Genomic DNA, 18442 nt, shown 5'->3' on the forward strand with positions numbered 1-18442 from the left:
ACCATCAATTGTTATTATAACTTTGGACCATGTTAGGTAAAGTAAAGATCTTAGTTGTTGAGGATGAAATACTGATTGCCGAGTCGTTAAGGATGATGCTTGAAAACCTCGGCCACGAAGTACCCGCGATTTTCACTTCGGGTACAGAAGCAATCAGGAACTTCAGGCCCGGGCTGGCCGATATCATTATTATGGATATTGAGCTGGCCAACAATACAAATGGTATTGACACCGCCATTGAACTAAAAAAAATGGGAGATCCGCCTATAATTTTCATTACAAACAATACCGATGAGCGGATTCGCAAGAAAGCTATTTACCAGACCAGCGCCCTGCATTACGTTCCTAAACCTTTCACCAAACTCGATATCAGTATAGCTATTGACCTGACGCTTAAACTGGCGGGCGACAGGGAAACGGCATCAAGAAAAGCCCATGAGTTTTCTCACTTAATGAACGACTCGATATTTATTAAAGATGAGGGCAGTTTTAAAAAAATAATGACTGGTGATATCCGCTTTTTAAAAGCCGACGGGAGCTACTGTTTCCTGTACCTTAAAAAAGATCATATCATGTTTTGTGAAAACCTCAGCTTTTTGGAAGGGAAACTATCCTTTGCAAAAAACCTGGTACGCGTTCACCGGTCATACATTGTAAATATTAACTATATAACCAAAATACAGGATAACAGGCTTTGGATTGAAGAGGAAGAAATCCCTATCGGCGCCACCTATAAAAAAGACCTTAGCGACTTACTGAGGTTTATTTAACAAAAACCATAATTTATTATACGCCCATAAAATTCTGTTGAGCCATTTTAGGGCATCGCAGTCTTATAGCCAAAACCTTGATTCATACTATACATACCTTTTTTTTATTGGTCACCAGAATAGCGAGAATTATTACTGGCTATAAGTAAATAATCAATAAAATATATATTTAAACTTTTTGCAGCCTGACTCTTATCCATATTGATAATAGCCTATCAAAATGATAGCTCAATTTGAGAAGCCAAAGCTCTTTTTCCACCCCCACAAAATACATATTTAACTAATTTACAGGCAAATAAATAAAAATCACCTTTTTTGGCATCTGGTTGGTATACACCCATCAAAATCAAATACTATGGATGTTATACTCACTTTGGCTTTCCTGCTTTTTTTTCTTGTTATATTATGGATTTATTTAAAATCTGTGGATTCTTTGGGATATCCTCAAAATCGTATGACAACCATCATTGTTTTAAGTGTCAGAAATCATATTATTAATTGACTTATTTATAAAGCTTTACATACATCTGCAACCAAATTAAACAGCTTACAGGTTATAAAAAAACGGATCTTGAAATACATAGCAATATATAAATCGACAATTGTTTTAGGAGCTATTGGTCCGATATAATAATTAAACGTTCACAAAATCAAATAAATATGGATATCATACTCACTTTGGCCTATGTACTATGTTTCATAGTAATATTCTGGCTCTTCTTTAAATCAGTTAATTACTTCGAAAAAATTTAACCCATCATGTTAGCACTATTTATTGTAGCAATCGCTGTATTTATTTATATGGTGTATGTATTGCTTAAACCCGAAAAATTTTAATTATTAAACTATGAACACTGAAATTATAGGTGTAGTTTTCACTTACCTGCTCACCTTAGCGCTTGCCATTCCTTTTGGCCGTTATATAGCCCGCGTTTTTAAAGGCGAAAAAACGTGGCTTGATTTTATGGCCCCTGTTGATCGCTTTATATATCGCTTCAGCGGTATCGACACAAAAAAGGAAATGAACTGGAAACAGCATTTATATGCCTTGCTTACCATTAACAGCGTTTGGCTTATTTATGCTTTTGTATGCTTAATGTCGCAGGGGCACCTGCCTTTAAATCCGGATGGCAACCCGGGCCAGTCGCCCGATACTGCCTTTAATACAGCTATCAGCTTTTTAGTTAACTGTAACCTGCAGCATTACTCCGGCGAATCCGGTGCTACCTATTTTACACAGCACTTTGTTTTTATGTTCCTTCACTTCGTATCAGCGGCAACAGGTATTGCAGCACTGGTAGTGGTTTTCAGGGCATTAAAAGATAAGGTAACTGATAAACTGGGAAACTTTTGGGAATACTTTGTAAAATCTATCACCCGTATCCTGCTTCCCCTTTCATTTGTAATAGCTGTAATTTTTGCCTTTAACGGAATGACCACCAGCTACAAAGGAAAAGATACTTTTATAAGCATGCAGGGCGACACCGTCCATGTATCACGCGGGCCGGTAGCGGCTTTGGTTGCTATTAAACACCTAGGCACAAATGGTGGTGGCTGGTTTGGTGCTAACTCTGCTCATCCTATTGAAAACCCCAATTATTTAACAAACACCGTTGAACTGGTTGCCCAGGTACTTATACCTATAGGTTTAGTATTTGCCCTTGGCTTTTATTTGAATAAGAAAAAGTTTGCCTGGGTAATTTTTGGAGTTATGACGTTAGGAATGCTCTTGTTAATGATCCCTACTATAAATGCCGAACTGAATGGGAACCCCGCGATTACGCATATGGGAGTTAGCCAGCCAACCGGTGCAATGGAAGGTAAAGAAGTACGGTTTGGACCGGCCAACTCTGCTTATTGGAGTATCATGACCACCATAATTTCAACAGGATCTGTTAACTCAATGCACGACAGCGCCATGCCTGTATCCGGTATGATGATGCTCTTCGGCATGATGATCAACTGCTTTTATGGCGGCTGCGGGGTAGGGATCCTTAATTTCTACATCTTCGTGATCGTCGCTGTATTCATTTCGGGATTGATGGTTGGGCGGACACCTGAATTCTTTGGCCGAAAAATAGAGGCCAGGGAAATGAAGATCGCTTCAATAATAGCGCTGCTCCACCCCTTCATCATCCTGGTAGGTGCCGCAATCTCGTCATATGTAGTAATGCACGTTCCCGGTGCCGACTGGGCTGTAAAACCATCCTCATGGCTTAACAATCCGGGTAACCACGGCTTTTCAGAAATGCTTTACGAGTACACCTCATCAGCAGCAAATAACGGTTCAGGTTTTGAAGGCCTGGGCGATGGTAATATTTTCTGGAACGTTACTACAGGTATTGTAATGGTGCTGGGCAGGTTTTTACCAATTATCGGGCCGCTGGCTATAGCCGGTTTATTAGCCAACAAAAAGTATATTCCTGAATCTGCAGGTACGCTTAAAAGCGACACTACAACTTTTGGAATAATGGTTTTTGCGGTTATCGCCATTATTGCAGCGCTATCATTTTTCCCGGCCTTAACACTGGGACCTATTGCTGAACACTTTTCCTTAAAATAATTAAATATAGAATTCATCATGAAATCTGATCAAAATACATTATTCAGGGGCGATCAAGTGAAGGAAGCTTTTAAGCAGTCGTTCATTAAGCTCAATCCCCGTATATTATTCCGTAACCCGGTAATGTTTACCGTTGAGATAGGTACCGCCGTAATGCTGGTGGTAACCATATTCTCTTTCGCAAATAAAAGCCAGGGCAGCTTTGCTTACAACTTCACCGTTTTTATAGTGTTGCTGCTAACCGTGTTGTTCGCCAACTTTGCCGAAGCTATTGCCGAAGCACGCGGAAAAGCACAAGCTGAAAGCCTGCGCAAAACCCGTGAAGAAACACCTGCAAGGTTGCTTGTTGACGGGAAAGAGAGCCGCGTAATGTCATCCATGTTAAAAAAAGGCGATGTATTCATCTGCGAAACAGGTGACAATATCCCTACTGATGGCGAAATTATTGAAGGTATAGCCACTATTGACGAATCTGCAATTACCGGTGAATCTGCACCGGTTATCCGTGAGTCGGGAGGTGATAAATCATCTGTTACCGGCGGCACCAAAGTTTTGTCAGACAGGATAAAAGTTATGGTTACCACACAACCCGGCGAAAGCTTTCTGGATAAAATGATTGCCCTTGTTGAAGGAGCTTCGCGCCAGAAAACACCGAATGAGATCGCACTTACCATATTACTGGCCGGTTTTACGCTCATCTTCGTGATCGTTTGTGTTACCCTGCAGCCTTTTGCTGATTATGCCAATACGCCTATCACCATTGCCGCCTTTATATCGTTATTTGTTTGTTTGATCCCTACAACAATCGGTGGCCTGCTATCGGCCATTGGTATTGCCGGGATGGATAGGGCATTACGGGCAAACGTAATAACAAAATCGGGCAAGGCTGTTGAAACTGCCGGCGATCTGGATACCCTGCTGCTTGACAAAACAGGCACCATAACAATCGGTAACCGTAAGGCAACTAATTTTTACCCTACCGTTGGCATTGCTGAAAACGACTTTATCACTGCCTGCGTTCTGAGCTCATTAGCTGATGAAACGCCTGAAGGTAAATCAATTGTTGAACTGGCTCAGCAGGGCTCCGATAAACTGTCGGTAATAGCACCCAAAGATTCGGTGTTTATAAAGTTTACCGCCGAAACCCGTTCAAGCGGTTTGGATACACCGGATGGTATCCGTGTAAGGAAAGGCGCTTTTGATTCTATCCGTAACATCGCCCTTAAAGCCGGCAACGCTTTCCCTGCAGATGTAGAGGAAAATGTTAAAAAGATCTCGTCAAACGGCGGCACTCCGCTGGTAGTATCACAAAACGAGAAAATCCTGGGTGTAATTGAACTTCAGGATATTATTAAGCCCGGCATTGCAGAACGTTTTGAGCGCCTGCGCAAAATGGGTGTAAAAACAGTTATGGTAACTGGTGATAACCCTTTAACTGCCAAATTTATTGCTGAAAAAGCTGGTGTGGATGATTTTATTGCCGAGGCAAAACCGGAGGATAAAATGAACTACATTAAAAAAGAACAGCAGGGCGGCAAGTTGGTAGCCATGATGGGAGATGGAACAAATGATGCTCCTGCACTTGCACAGGCCGATGTTGGCGTGGCAATGAACAGCGGCACACAAGCGGCCAAAGAAGCCGGTAACATGGTTGATTTGGACAACGACCCTACGAAGCTTATTGAAATAGTAGAAATAGGCAAGCAACTGCTGATGACCCGCGGAACACTTACCACCTTCTCCATAGCTAACGACGTAGCCAAGTATTTCGCTATTGTTCCAGCGCTGTTCATGGTATCTATTCCCGCTTTAAAGGCATTAAATATAATGGATCTGCACAGTCCGCAATCTGCCATATTATCGGCAGTAATATTTAACGCTATCATTATTCCAATGCTTATCCCATTGGCTTTAAGAGGTGTTGAATACAAGCCGATAGGTGCGAGTGCACTGCTACGCCGCAACCTGCTTATTTATGGCCTGGGTGGCGTGATTGTACCTTTTATAGGGATCAAATTAATTGATTTAATAATAGCAACATTTATATAGATGCAGGATAGGAGGAGTGGGATCAGCAACTTATTTCACTTCTCACTAATTCCTCTTACTAAATAATCAAATCAAAAAGAAAATGAAAACGTATTTATTGCCATCCATTAAGTTGACTATCATATTGATAGTAATAACTGCCGGAATATACCCCCTTGCAATTGCCGGAATCGGAAAATTTACACCGGGACATGGCGATGGTGAAACCATCAGCTACAAAGGCCGTGTTGTTGGCTATGCCAACATTGGCCAAAAATTCACAAAAGATGAATACTTCTGGTCCCGCCCGTCTGCCGTTGATTATAACGCTGCAGGGTCAGGAGGCTCAAACAAAGGCCCGTCAAACCCAGACTATTTAAAAGATGTTGAAAAACGCATCCAGGAGTTTTTAAAGCACAATCCAGGCGTAAAACGTTCGGATATCCCCGCCGAACTGGTAACAGCTTCAGGTAGTGGTTTAGACCCTGATCTGTCGCCTGCCGGTGCCAAAGTACAGGTAGCACGTGTTGCTAAAGTACGTAACCTGTCTGCGGCACAGGTAGAAAAATTAGTGGAAGACCATACCGAACAACCCCTTTTAGGATTATTTGGTCCTCCAAAAGTTAACGTACTAAAACTAAACGTGGCACTTGACGAGCTAAAAAAATAAGTTAACAGGATTGATTGGGTCTGCAAAATAGAAACTCAGTCAATTCTACAAACTACTAAAAAACAAGATGTATAAAAAAATTATATTGATAAGCCTTTTTGCTTCGGCTGTAATTACAGCTAAGGCCGCTAATAGTTCTGACACTACAAAAGTTGTTGCTGATCCGCCGCTGGTATTTTCAGGATCTGTTGATACTTATTATAAGGCTGATTTCTCAGGTCATCCAAACATCGGTACCAGCTTTGCAAACGAAAACAATTCCGTATCAGTGGGTATGATTGATCTGGCCCTTAAGAAAAAGGTAGGCAAGGCAGCCTTTGTAGGCGAGTTGTCTTTCGGCCCCCGCAGCGATCAGTCTATCCCTACTTCAGGTTACCATATCCAAAACTTATACGTTTCATACGATGTTACCGATAAGTTTAACCTTACCGCAGGCTACATGGCAACTTTTGTGGGTTACGAAGTAATTTCACCTGCCGGTAATTTCAATTATTCTACTTCTTATTTATTTACCAACGGGCCATTCCAGAATGCAGGCTTTAAAGCTACTTACGCTTTCAGCGATAAGGTAAGCTTAATGGCAGGTATCTTTAACAACAAATGGAACTACTACTCATCATTAAGCGCTGATAACACAACTTATGGTGATGTATCTACTTTTGGTGCCCAGTTGATGATTGCCCCGGTAAAAGGGTGGACCGCTTATCTGAACCTGGTAACCGGTTCATACTCGGGAACAGAATTTGACCTTACTACCGCTTACCAGATAACCGGTGCATTTAAACTGGGGCTTAACGCCGCTACTTTTAAAGCACCTAACAACGGTGGTGGTTTTGACGGCGTAGCGCTGTACCCGCAATTAGCGGTATCGCCTGCTGTAACCTTTGGTTTAAGAGGCGAGTACTTTAAAGTGAAAGATAATGGTGGCAATGTAAAAGGTATTACCGTTACCTCAAACATAAAAGCCGGACCGTTAACTATTATTCCTGAAGTAAGGTTTGACAGCAAGAGCAGTGATTTTGGAACTGTGTTTACTGATAGCAATGGTGCGCTTACTAACCATGCTTCGCAATTTGTACTGGCTGCTGTTTATGCTTTCTAAATAAAAAGAATAAGATATACACGTACATTTTAATTGGGTTTGATTGAGGTGCGTGTTGAAGGGGATGCGAAGGCATCCCCTTTCAATGGTTTTTATTAAAAATATTGGGATATTGTAAGAGCATTTGAAATTTCACAGCTTTTGGTCCTCTTACAAAAATACCAACCCCAAAAAAATGTCAGAAGAAAACAAAGAACAATCGGTTGAGCATTTTCTTGAACTGATAAAGCGGTCGAGGCGCGGCAAGTTTAAGATCTATATCGGCATGAGCGCCGGTGTGGGTAAAACTTACCGCATGCTTTTAGAAGCACAAACCTTGCTGCGCAATGGTATTGACGTAAAGATCGGTTATGTTGAAACGCATAAACGCAAAGAAACCGAGGCGTTGCTTAACGGCTTACCGGTAATACCCCGCCGCAAACTTTTTTACAAAGGTAAAGAGCTGGATGAAATGGACTTGCATGCCATTATTAACCTTCGGCCCGAGGTGGTAATTGTTGATGAACTTGCGCATACCAATATTGAAGGCAGCCAAAATGAAAAACGCTGGCAGGATGTGGTTGAAATTTTAAATGCAGGAATCAACGTAATTAGCGCGGTTAATATTCAGCATATTGAAAGCCTTAACAGTGAAGTAGAAAAAATAACCGGGGCAGCTATCAACGAACGTATTCCCGATAAGGTTTTGCAAATGGCCGACGAAGTTGTAAATATTGACCTTACGGCAGATGAACTTATTGACCGCTTAAAGGAGGGAAAGATCTATGATGAGAAAAAGATCCCGATTGCTTTGAATAACTTCTTTCAGGCCGAAAGGATCCTTCAATTGCGGGAACTTGCCCTGCGTGAGGTTGCCCACCAGGTAAACCGCAAAATAGACGTGGAGGTTCCCAAAAATATTAAGCTGCGCGCCGAACTTTTTTTAGCCTGTATCAGTACCAATGAAGCATCTGCAAAGATCATCATCCGCAAAACGGCAAGGCTGGCATCTTATTATCGCTCGAAGTGGTATCTGCTGTATGTGCAAACATCAAATGAGAGCAGCGATAAAATAAACCTGGCGTCGCAGCGACACCTTATCAATAACATGAAATTAGCCACACAGTTGGGCGGCGAAGTGCTGAAAATAAAAAGTGATAATATTGCCAAAACTATTTGGGAAACAGCCGAGAAATACGACATTACTACCATATGCCTCGGAAAACCGCACTTTAAATTTTACCAATTGGTTTTAAAAACAGCTGTGTTTACACAGCTATTAAACAAAATGTCACAAACGCATATTGATCTTGTAATACTATCATGACTATAAAAAATAAACTCCGCGCCGGCTTCAGCTTTTTGTTCATGTTGTCACTTTTGTGCTGCGGCCTATCTATTTACTTTCTGAACAGGCTCTCTGCCGATGCCCGAAACATCTTAAAAGACAACTACAAAACGGTTGTATTCACTAAGAACATCGGCGTGGCGCTGGATGCCGCTGACGGGCCGCTAAATACGGCGCAAACAACGCTTATCGAGAAAAACCTAACTCAGCAGGAGCATAACATCACCGAGCCTGGCGAGCGGCAACTTACCGACTCTTTGCGCGCACGCTACGAAAAACTAAAAAAGGCACAAAATGATCCCGCACAAATAACCGTGTTAAAAGGCGATATGAAAAGATTGCTGTTCGGTATAATGCAGCTTAACTTAAACGCCATCGATCATAAAGATACCCGGGCAAAAGGCACGGCAGACAGGGCGATATTGCTGGTTGCGTTTACAGCTTCATTTTTATTCCTTGTTGCATTTAGCTTTGTGGTTAACTTCCCCAGCTACATTGCCAACCCGTTGCGGGAGCTAACCGCGCGGATAAAGGAAGTTTCTAACCGCAATTATCACCAGCAGCTGGATTTTAAATCAAACGATGAATTTGGCGAACTTGCCCGTGCATTTAACACCATGACCCTAAAACTTGATGAATATGAGAACAGTAACCTGGCCAGTATTTTATTTGAGAAAAAAAGGATAGAAACCATCATCAATTCCATGCAGGATGCGATCATAGGTCTTGACGAAAAATCGGTGATCATATTTGCCAACCAGGTTGCTTGCTCACTTATTGGCTTGCCCGAAAAAAGTATTACCGGCAAATATGCGCCCGATGTAGCCCTGGAAAATGACCTTTTACGCAACCTGCTGATAAACGATCAACCCAAAATGAAGATCTATGCTGATAACCGCGAAAGCTTTTATTCAAAAGCGGTATTATCAATTGTAAGCAAAGACAAAGTGATAGGAAGTGTTATCATCTTAAAAAACATTACCGAGTTTCAGCAAATGGATGAGGCTAAAACAAATTTTATAGCAACCATATCGCACGAACTGAAAACACCTATCTCATCCATAAAAATGAGTTTAAAATTACTGGAAGATAGCCGTATTGGCGCGGTAAATACTGAGCAGCGCCAACTGCTGGAGAACATTGATGAGGATGCCCGCAGGCTATTGCAAATAACTGCCGAATTGCTTGATATGGCGCAAGCTGAAACCGGAAAGCTGAACCTGCATTTTGGCAGCACGCATCCACAAAACATTGTCGATTATACCATTAAGGCATTAAAAACCACCGCGGAGCAAAAACATATTACCATTAATGTAAAATGCGCTCAAAACCTTCCTGATGTGCATGCCGACCTGGATAAATCTACCTGGGTACTTATAAACCTGCTTTCAAACGCCATCAAATACAGCCATGAAAAATCGGTAGTTGATCTTGTTGTAAAAAAACATCACAATGATGAAGTGGAATTTTCAGTGGAGGACCATGGCCGCGGGATAGATCAACAATATTTATCAAGGATTTTCGACAGGTACTTTAAGGTGCCCGGGACTACTACAGATCAAACAGGCACGGGCCTTGGCCTTGCTATTGCTAAAGATTTTATTGAAGCACAGGCAGGTAAAATTGGCGTTGAAAGCGAACTGGGTGAAGGCAGCCGGTTTTATTTCACCTTAAAAATGGCAGGCAAAAACTAAAAGCAAATTAATATTACCGGTAAGTTCGTTGCCGGTAATATGTTTGAATAGGGCCAAAATTATAGGTAATTCCTATTAATAGCTGCCGGTAATGATCTGTATCGCGATTTTTAAACTTTGAGGGGGGATCATTGTAACCGTCGAGGCCATCGCCGATATCGAAATTATGTACATAACAAATACTGACTACATAGGTTGGCTCACCAAACATGTTATTAAATTTCAAAGCATAACCGGCCCTTGCCGAGGCGATGAACTCCCTGCTTTGATCGCTTCCGGGAAACCTATAGTGTGAGCCATCAGGTTTGATCCGGTTTGTTTTAACCTGGCTAAATACCCCGCCGGCACCAAATCCGGCAAACCAGTTTTTTAAAAGATCGTTGACGGTGTTATCCTTATCCAAAAGTTCCCCCAGTTGAATCTCTACACGCAGGAACAGCGCAGTATAGTTATTCTCATATTTTCTTAGATTTTTATCCAGTGTAAAAGTGTCTCCCCCGCCGGATAGTTTTCCCCGCTGCAACTCAAGAGAGATTGGAACAAATGCGCTGTAGTTATAGCTCACATGAGCTGCGTAACTATATCCGGGATTTTGCTTTACCAGGTCCGTATATCCTAATGTCGAACTTATATCAAAACCGGCTCCAAATGTGGCGTAACTCTGTGCCCTGGCGGTTACAGATAAAAAAACAACAAAAAAAACAACAGTTAATTTTCTCAAGTAAACGCCCGGTAATAATTTAAAATCGGTCGAATGTAATAAATTTAACTACTTATAATGATAACAATTTATATATAATAATAGAATTTCCGTTGCTATATAATTTAAAGCAAAACCACTATCACTACACTTAATATTTACATATTAATATAACTAAATTAAACCTTTAATAAAAAGATCCTTTATTAAAAAGGCGTTTGTTTAAAAAAAATAAGACTAGCCAATTAACTGCTTTATTCAAAAATTTAAATAATTGCTTAGCTTTATTAAATCCGTTAATAATGCCCGCCACAAAATTAAAAAGTAGCTTATGACTACAAAGCAAACACTAAACCCATTATCCACCCGCCTGCTTTCCCTCGATTTTCTTCGCGGCTTTATCATGGTTCTACTGGCCATCGAATCAACAGGAATGTATGATTATTTATATGAGCATTCACACAATAGTTTTATTGAACAATTCACCCATCATCCCTGGCACGGCCTCCACTTTTGGGATCTGGTGCAGCCGGCGTTCATGTTTATGGCAGGGGTAGCAATGGCTTTTTCATTGAATAAACAATGGGCGAACGGGACCACCTGGAACCAGAGTTTTAAAAAAACACTAAAACGTTGTGGCTGGCTGTTTTTTTGGGGTGTGCTGGATTACGCTGTTCGCCCGAAGGGTTTATCATTCGAATTATGGGATGTACTTACCCAGCTTTCTTTTACCACGTTGGTAGCTTTCCTCATTTTCAGGTGGAGCTCGCTGGCACAGATAGGCGTATGCATAGGTTTGTTGGTGCTCACCGAAATATTGTACCGGTTTACGCACGTGCCCGGCTTCGATCAACCGTTTACCGACCAGCATAACTTTGGTAATTACATCGACCTGCTGCTGATGAATAAGATAAACAATGGCGGATGGGTAGCCATAAACTGCATCCCAACTGCTGTGCACACCATTGCCGGCGCATTGGCCGGGAAGTTGCTATTGAGCAGCAATCATCATAAATTAAGGCAGCTCATCCTTTGGGGATTGGCCTGCCTGGTGTTAGGTTATGGGTTCGACTTGTTAAACATCACGCCGATCATCAAACGCATAGCAACGACATCATTCACTATAGCTGCGTTAGGCTGGTGCCTGTGGTTTTTGGCTATCAGCTATTGGTGGGTTGATGTACTGGGCCACCGTAAGTATTTAACTTTTTTCACCATTGTAGGCATGAATTCCATTTTCATATACCTGTTTTTTGAAATTGTGGGCAGCCGTTGGTTTAATGGTTACATCGGCTGTATTTCAAATGGCATTTTGAGTTGGTTTAATGCCGGCGAGTTACTTAAAGTTATTGTGGCCTCAGCCTGCATTTTTGGGCTGGAATGGCTGCTTTGTTACTTCCTTTATAGGAAAAAGGTGTTTTTTAAACTATAATTGAACAATCGCTATTTTATTTAGTTGATTAAGCAAAGTCTGGTTAAATTGGAATGTATTTTGATTCAACCGGATGAACATCACAAGAATTTGAATGAGTCAACAAAACATGAAGAATTATTTACATCTCCTTTTTATCCTGCTCATGTTGACTAAAGTAAAAGCTCAGCCGGCAACAGATAGCATAACTATCAAAAAATCATCCGTAAAGACGTTAACAGATGAAGAATATACAGCCTTATTGAATGGCAAAGATCTTTACCACATGTCGTTGGCTGCCGAATTAAATCATTATCCATCGCCGCAAAAAGCGCTGCAATACAAAAAGGAACTGGACCTTAGTCCGCAGCAGTTAACCAAATTAAATGCCGTTGTCAAGGAGCTCCGCCGCAAAACATTGGAGATGGGTTTGATAATTATCCGCAATGAGCGCACATTGGATAGTATTTTTAAATATAACAAACTGGATAACGGGTCGTTGATATTTTATGCAAACCGTTACGGATTATACCAGGGCGAACTCAGAAATGTTATTTTACAATCATACCTGGTTACCAAAAACTTGCTCACGCCACAGCAGTTGCGCAAAATTGAATCGTTAGAAAAACGTAATTAACGGAAATACCATTAGATTTATTTAATTTAGCGCCCCCTGATTAAGTGTAAAACATCATAGTGTTTTGTTAACGCAAAAGGGGTGTGAATTTGATTGATATAGAAAGTTCATCTCACTACTAATAAAATTGTTGAATGAAGATTACTTTTGACTTTGAAAAACCACTTGCCGAACTGCAGCAGCAGATAGAAAAGGTAAAACAGGTTGAAGATAAAAACAAGCTGGATATGTCGGCAACGATAACAGAGCTTGAAAATAAATTAGAAACCGCTAAGAAAGAGATTTATGCGAACCTGACCGGTTGGCAAAAAGTACAGATCTCCCGTCACCCGGAAAGGCCATACTCCCTGCAATATCTGGAACTGATGTGCGACGATTTTATCGAATTACATGGCGACCGGACTGTTGGCGACGACAAAGCGATAATTGGGGGCTTCGGAACTATTGGCGGACAAACAGCTATGTTTATTGGCCACCAAAAAGGACGCAACACCAAAGAGCGCCAGATGCGCAATTTCGGTATGGCTAATCCCGAAGGTTACCGCAAGGCTTTAAGGCTGATGAAACTAGCCGAAAAGTTCAATAAGCCTGTTATAACACTAATAGACACCCCAGGAGCATTCCCTGGCCTTGAAGCCGAAGAACGCGGACAAGGCGAAGCCATAGCGCGCAACCTGCTGGAGATGTCGATATTAAAAGTGCCTGTTATCTGCGTTGTGATAGGTGAAGGCGCATCAGGCGGTGCATTGGGAATAGGTATTGGCGATAGGGTATTGATGCTTGATAATTCATGGTATTCGGTTATCTCTCCAGAAAATTGCTCAACCATCCTGTTCAAAACCTGGGAACATAAGGAAAGAGCGGCAGAAATGCTGAAACTTACCAGCACCGAAATGCTGAAAAACAAACTGATAGACGGTGTTATTAAAGAACCCCTTGGCGGCGCACACCAGGATCCGGTTGCCATGGCTGCTATTTTAAAGAAACAGCTTTTGAAAGACCTTAAAGTATTAAAAGAACGCAATATTGATGAACTGGTTACCGAAAGGATAGATAAGTTCTGCAATATGGGTGTGGTGATAGAAGATTAACACATACACCATAAACCATAAACAATAAAAGCGGCTGATGTCCGCTTTTATTGTTTTATGCGGGATTGGTTACTCCACCACCAAAGTCTCAATTGAATGCGCCGGGCTGGTTGTTTTGGCAGCCTTGCCCTTTATCCATAGCGAGTAATCAATATTTTCATCTGTTTTGTTCATTACCACAACAGCCAGTTTGCCATCGGGGTTAATATAAGCGGTGGTTAAAAGCTTATCCCTACTTGCAGAACTTACAATGCGTTTAGCACCCGGGCGGATAAATTTGGAGAAATGCCCCATGTAATAGTACGAATTGGTATAGATCAAGCTCCCGTTACGGGTGTCAGCATGTATGGGTGCAAAGCAAAAATTGCCAACGTGGTTTGGCCCGCCTTTTTCATCAAGCAAAATGTTCCAGTCTGTCCATCCTACTGTTCCTGCATTAAAATCATTGATCATTGAAAGGCCATACCGCTCGCCAAGCGCCCAGTCATTAAGCCTGTTAAAATCAAATTTCTCAACGCAGCCTTCGGTAAATATCAATTTCTTATCCGGGAATACCTTTGCCACCAGGCGCGCATTTTCAAAATTCATGCCTGCGCCGGTCCACGTTTCATACCAGTGAAAGCCTATTCCCCAAACGTATTTTGCAGAAGCCGGATCTTCCAGAATGGTACTTGCACGCTGATACATTAAATCGCGGTTGTGATCCCAGGCAATCAGTTTTTTACCGGCCATGCCTGCTTTATAAAGTGTTGGGCCTAAAAAGTTTTTTATAAAGTCGCGTTCCTCTTCCGCAGTGTACAGGCACGACTCCCATGTTTGGGTGGCCATAGGTTCATTCTGCACCGAAAGACCCCAGATTGGCATACCCAGTTTTTCATAGGTTTGAATAAATTTCACATAAAAATTTGCCCATTGCTGGTCATATTTAGGCAAAAGCTTTCCGCCATGTAAAACATCACCATTGGTTTTCATCCATCCCGGCGGGCTCCATGGGCTTACAAATAAGGTAAGTTTGCCACCTGCTGCAGCGGTAACTTCTTTTATAAAAGGGATCCGGTATTTTTTATCGTGACTTACGTCAAATGACTTTAAACTAACATCATTGTTTTTAACATAGCTGTAGCTTTCGCTTGAAAAGTCGCTGCTTTGAATACTGGTGCGTCCCAGCGTGTAACCAATTCCCTTATTTTTATCAAAATAAGCGGTGAGCAGTTCCTTTTGCTTGTCTTTAGGCAGTTTATAAAAGGTTTCCGCTGATGCATCGGTTAGCGCGCCGCCTATCCCCAGCATTGTTTGGAACGTTTTCGACGGATCAACAAATATGGCGACTTCGGTTTCAACAGGCTGAGGATTGCTTGTAAATGTGAGGGTGCCCATTTGTTTCATTCGGTCATCAGTACCTTTTGCAGTAACATATACGGTTACTTTTTTATTGGCAGCAGTGTAAAGCTTACTTTTTTGGGCATTTACCATTTCAGCGTCGCCTAAGATAATCAAGGCAAAAGCCATCGAAAGTGTAAGAAATCGTCTTTTCATAATGGGTTATTATCTGGAAATATATTGCAGTGCTTACAGCAGGGTTATAATACCCAAATCTATTAAAGATAATTGTAATCCAATTATCTTTAATAGATTTATAACATATTGATTAACAAGAGATCTGCTTCAATAATATTACCCAAATACTTACAAATCCTCATGATCTAAATGTCCCCATACTTTTTGAAGAAACCTTCAGGCATTTAAAACTCCTGAACAATTTAAATAAAACACCCGCATAAAAGCACTTCCGCTGTAACAAAACCGGACACCTACCGTACGGATATGCAACAGGCACAGCCCACAATCAATCAATACAACACGCTGATTATTAATATATTAAAATAGCGGCACGATGTTAATGATAAAGATTTGGCTGTATACTGAATATTTGCTAAAAAAGCCCGAAATTGTAATTCCATCACTCATATACCTTCAAGTAAGCCTGCTATGATAAAGATCTATTTAAAAATTGCCTGGAGAAACCTGAACAAGCATCGGTTCTTTTCATTAGTGAATATTTGTGGATTAGCCCTTGGCGTAGCCGCCTTCTGGATTATCGCGTCATACATGACCGATGAATGGAGCTACGACCGATATAATGACAAATCAGACAGAATTTTTCGTGTTGCTCAGCATGGCAAATGGGGAAATGGTGGTTTTAACCTGGCTATTACATCCATCCCTTATGCACCAGCTTTAAAAGCAGATTATCCTGAAGTTGAAGATGCCATCCGCATTGACCTGGAAGGTGGCGGAAAAATTATATATAATGATAAACAGATAGTTGCCAATGATATTTCATTTACCGACAATGCAATTTTCAACATTTTTACTTATCATTTTTTATCGGGAGATCCCAATACCGCCCTATCAAAACCCAATAGCATAGTGCTTACAAAAACCCTTGCCGAAAAAATATTTGGTGATGCTGCGTTAGCCATGGACAAAATCATTTCGTTTGGTGTTAATGGCAGTTCGCAAAACGTGGTAACCGGCGTAATTGCCGATGTACCGGCAAATTCAACCTTCAAATTCAGTGCACTTCGTTCCTTTGATGATAACTATACCGGTCAATGGGCCAGTGCCGGGGTTTTCACATTTGTACTACTTAAAAACCATGACGACTATAAGAAAATAGAGGCCCGGTCTGACGATTTCTTTAACAAGCACTTAAAGGCTTCCTTCGCCGGTGTAAAATATAAAATGGAACTGCAACCGCTTACTTCCATTCACCTGCATTCAAACCTTGACTATGAAATGGGCAATAACGGCAATATCACCTATATGTACATATTCGGTATTGTTGGTTTACTGATATTGGTTATCGCGATAATCAACTATGTTAACCTCACTACCGCACGTTCATCGGTAAGGGTTAAAGAGATAGGCATCCGTAAAGTGATAGGCTCTGGCAAGGCGCAATTGCTTTATATGTTCTTTTTCGAATCCATCCTGTTGGCTATTCTGGCTACACTTGCAGGAATGGTGCTGATCCAGGCTGCTCTACCTTATTTCAACCTCCTTTCGGGCAAATCATTAAACATTTGGTACTTCGGTGTAAGCAAATCGTTGCTGATATTTGCATTTTTTGCACTTGTAACGGGTGTTGTGAGCGGCATCTATCCTGCGCTATTCTTATCCGGTTTTAAAACCATCCCGGCCATGAAAGGCCAATTGGGCAATCAATCGTCAACCATTCTTTTCAGAAAAGGCCTGGTTATTTTCCAGTTTGTTATCACCATCGTGATGATTGTTGGTTCTTGCATAATTTACCAGCAGCTGCATTATGTTTTAAATAGAGATCTCGGCTTTGATAAATCGCAGATGCTAACTTTTCACATCCATAATAAAGGTGCACGCGCAAAAACTGAAGAAATTAAAGCGCAATTGCTGCAAAACCCATTGATCCAAAGCGTAGCTGTTGCAGGTAACCCCATCGGCAATAATGACATCGGCTCAAATGCCTTTAACATAGGTCCGGACGGTAACAACGCAGCCGATACCAAAATGGTTGAGTCTTTAATTGTTGATCCCGATTTTATACCCGCAATGCAAATAAAAATGGCAATGGGACGTAATTTTCAAAAAGGTATTTCGGATACCGCGAACCACTCCATTATAGTTAACGAAACATTAATAAACGAACTCGGGTGGAAAAATCCAATCGGCAGGCGTGTCCGTACTGGTGTCAATCATGGTGTTATCAACTATTCAACCATAATTGGCGTAACGAAAGATTTTAACACTTATTCGCTACAGCACAAAGTTTCGCCAATGGTGCTAAACCTACCTGCCGTTACTAATGATAGGGATAACATGTATGTACGTTTGAGCAAAAACAATATTCCGGCTGCATTGGCTTACCTGCAGCAAGTTTACGCCAGGTTTGATCCTGAAAACAAAGTAGATTACCATTGGCTTGATCAAAACTTTGCCGATCAATACCTGTCGGAAAAAAAGCAAGGCAATTTGTTATTAATTTTCACGGTGCTGGCAATTTGTATTGCCTGCCTAGGGTTGTTTGGCCTGGTAACTTTTACTGCTGAACAACGGGTAAAGGAAATTGGAATTAGAAAGGTTTTGGGAGCCGGTATACACCACATTGTAAACATGCTGGCCAAAGAGCTGGTTTTGCTGGTATTTGTTGCTGCAATTGTTGCTGCTCCGATTGCATGGTTTGCTGTAAATAAATGGCTGCAAAATTTTGCTTATCGCGTAAATATCCAATGGTGGGTATTTATTGCCGCAGGCGTAGCTGCCATGTTAATAGCGTTTATTACTATAAGTGTTCGGTCGGTTAAGGCTGCCATGGCTAACCCGGCTAACAGTTTAAAATCAGAGTAACTCGTACGAAGGATTTATTTGAATAGTTTAGTTTATCGAAAAAATATCCGGCTGCGAATAATT

Annotated in this window: 14 protein-coding genes; 12 read left to right on the forward strand and 2 right to left on the reverse strand. The window is 41.3% G+C overall.

The genetic code is table 11. The features are described from left to right. The first annotated feature begins 29 nt into the window (after positions 1-29). The 8 genes from MuYL_RS20220 to MuYL_RS20255 all read left to right on the forward strand — a co-directional run bounded on the left by MuYL_RS20220 (position 30) and on the right by MuYL_RS20255 (position 10154). On the forward strand, positions 30-770 hold the full coding sequence (locus tag MuYL_RS20220) for a LytR/AlgR family response regulator transcription factor (RefSeq protein ID WP_094572281.1): 741 nt from the start codon (positions 30-32) through the stop codon (positions 768-770). 759 nt (positions 771-1529) lie between these two features. Continuing rightward, positions 1530-1607, forward strand: coding sequence for a K(+)-transporting ATPase subunit F (kdpF, locus tag MuYL_RS23905; RefSeq protein ID WP_094573040.1), 78 nt, complete (start codon positions 1530-1532; stop codon positions 1605-1607). A 10-nt stretch (positions 1608-1617) separates the two neighbouring features. Beyond that, a complete protein-coding gene (gene kdpA, locus MuYL_RS20230) occupies positions 1618-3333 on the forward strand; it encodes a potassium-transporting ATPase subunit KdpA (protein ID WP_094572282.1) in 1716 nt (571 codons plus the stop codon). Positions 3334-3351: 18 nt separating this feature from the next. Beyond that, entirely contained in the window at positions 3352-5382 is a 2031-nt protein-coding gene (kdpB, locus tag MuYL_RS20235) for a potassium-transporting ATPase subunit KdpB (protein WP_094572283.1), read from the forward strand. An 82-nt stretch (positions 5383-5464) separates the two neighbouring features. Further along, the gene (locus MuYL_RS20240) at positions 5465-6031 is read left to right on the forward strand and encodes a K(+)-transporting ATPase subunit C (RefSeq protein WP_094572284.1); all 567 of its coding nucleotides are present in this window, start codon (positions 5465-5467) and stop codon (positions 6029-6031) included. Between the two features lie 67 nt (positions 6032-6098). Further along, positions 6099-7133: a porin gene (locus MuYL_RS20245; protein WP_094572285.1), complete on the forward strand. Its 1035-nt coding sequence runs from the start codon at positions 6099-6101 to the stop codon at positions 7131-7133. Positions 7134-7308: 175 nt separating this feature from the next. Continuing rightward, positions 7309-8439 carry a histidine kinase gene (locus MuYL_RS20250; RefSeq protein WP_094573041.1) on the forward strand — a complete coding sequence of 377 codons (1131 nt, stop codon included), beginning with the start codon at positions 7309-7311 and terminating at the stop codon, positions 8437-8439. Beyond that, positions 8436-10154 (forward strand): HAMP domain-containing sensor histidine kinase, encoded by a 1719-nt coding sequence (locus MuYL_RS20255; protein ID WP_094572286.1) that lies wholly within the window; start codon positions 8436-8438, stop codon positions 10152-10154. Before MuYL_RS20250 ends, MuYL_RS20255 begins: the two co-directional genes overlap by 4 nt. A 13-nt stretch (positions 10155-10167) precedes the next feature. Here the strand turns inward: MuYL_RS20255 and MuYL_RS20260 are convergent, their stop codons facing one another. Next, a complete protein-coding gene (locus tag MuYL_RS20260) occupies positions 10168-10875 on the reverse strand; it encodes a hypothetical protein (protein ID WP_094572287.1) in 708 nt (235 codons plus the stop codon). Positions 10876-11185: 310 nt separating this feature from the next. Between MuYL_RS20260 and MuYL_RS20265 the strand changes: the two genes are divergently transcribed. The 3 genes from MuYL_RS20265 to MuYL_RS20275 all read left to right on the forward strand — a co-directional run bounded on the left by MuYL_RS20265 (position 11186) and on the right by MuYL_RS20275 (position 13993). Beyond that, complete coding sequence (locus tag MuYL_RS20265) at positions 11186-12286, forward strand: acyltransferase family protein (protein WP_170309773.1); 1101 nt, start codon at positions 11186-11188, stop codon at positions 12284-12286. Positions 12287-12395: 109 nt separating this feature from the next. Continuing rightward, entirely contained in the window at positions 12396-12902 is a 507-nt protein-coding gene (locus tag MuYL_RS20270) for a hypothetical protein (protein ID WP_211710186.1), read from the forward strand. 134 nt (positions 12903-13036) lie between these two features. Further along, on the forward strand, positions 13037-13993 hold the full coding sequence (locus tag MuYL_RS20275; RefSeq protein WP_094572289.1) for an acetyl-CoA carboxylase carboxyltransferase subunit alpha: 957 nt from the start codon (positions 13037-13039) through the stop codon (positions 13991-13993). Positions 13994-14062: 69 nt separating this feature from the next. Here MuYL_RS20275 and MuYL_RS20280 read toward each other — a convergent pair whose 3' ends face one another. Further along, positions 14063-15529 carry a glycoside hydrolase family 30 protein gene (locus MuYL_RS20280; protein ID WP_094572290.1) on the reverse strand — a complete coding sequence of 489 codons (1467 nt, stop codon included), beginning with the start codon at positions 15527-15529 and terminating at the stop codon, positions 14063-14065. 453 nt (positions 15530-15982) lie between these two features. On the opposite strand from MuYL_RS20280, the gene MuYL_RS20285 reads away from it, so the two are divergent. Beyond that, positions 15983-18379, forward strand: coding sequence for an ABC transporter permease (locus tag MuYL_RS20285; RefSeq protein WP_094572291.1), 2397 nt, complete (start codon positions 15983-15985; stop codon positions 18377-18379). The last annotated feature ends 63 nt before the right edge of the window (positions 18380-18442 follow it).

This window comes from Mucilaginibacter xinganensis, assembly GCF_002257585.1.
Taxonomy (GTDB): Bacteria; Bacteroidota; Bacteroidia; order Sphingobacteriales; family Sphingobacteriaceae; genus Mucilaginibacter; species Mucilaginibacter xinganensis.

Bases quoted from the DNA above. Each gene is read 5' to 3' on its own strand.
- MuYL_RS20255 (WP_094572286.1), top strand. From the start codon at position 8,436: ATGACTATAAAAAATAAACTCCGCGCCGGCTTCAGCTTTTTGTTCATG.
- MuYL_RS20250 (WP_094573041.1), top strand. From the start codon at position 7,309: ATGTCAGAAGAAAACAAAGAACAATCGGTTGAGCATTTTCTTGAACTG.
- MuYL_RS20245 (WP_094572285.1), top strand. From the start codon at position 6,099: ATGTATAAAAAAATTATATTGATAAGCCTTTTTGCTTCGGCTGTAATT.
- kdpF (WP_094573040.1), top strand. From the start codon at position 1,530: ATGTTAGCACTATTTATTGTAGCAATCGCTGTATTTATTTATATGGTG.
- kdpB (WP_094572283.1), top strand. From the start codon at position 3,352: ATGAAATCTGATCAAAATACATTATTCAGGGGCGATCAAGTGAAGGAA.
- kdpA (WP_094572282.1), top strand. From the start codon at position 1,618: ATGAACACTGAAATTATAGGTGTAGTTTTCACTTACCTGCTCACCTTA.
- MuYL_RS20275 (WP_094572289.1), top strand. From the start codon at position 13,037: ATGAAGATTACTTTTGACTTTGAAAAACCACTTGCCGAACTGCAGCAG.
- MuYL_RS20285 (WP_094572291.1), top strand. From the start codon at position 15,983: ATGATAAAGATCTATTTAAAAATTGCCTGGAGAAACCTGAACAAGCAT.
- MuYL_RS20220 (WP_094572281.1), top strand. From the start codon at position 30: ATGTTAGGTAAAGTAAAGATCTTAGTTGTTGAGGATGAAATACTGATT.
- MuYL_RS20240 (WP_094572284.1), top strand. From the start codon at position 5,465: ATGAAAACGTATTTATTGCCATCCATTAAGTTGACTATCATATTGATA.
- MuYL_RS20270 (WP_211710186.1), top strand. From the start codon at position 12,396: ATGAAGAATTATTTACATCTCCTTTTTATCCTGCTCATGTTGACTAAA.
- MuYL_RS20280 (WP_094572290.1), bottom strand. From the start codon at position 15,529: ATGAAAAGACGATTTCTTACACTTTCGATGGCTTTTGCCTTGATTATC.
- MuYL_RS20265 (WP_170309773.1), top strand. From the start codon at position 11,186: ATGACTACAAAGCAAACACTAAACCCATTATCCACCCGCCTGCTTTCC.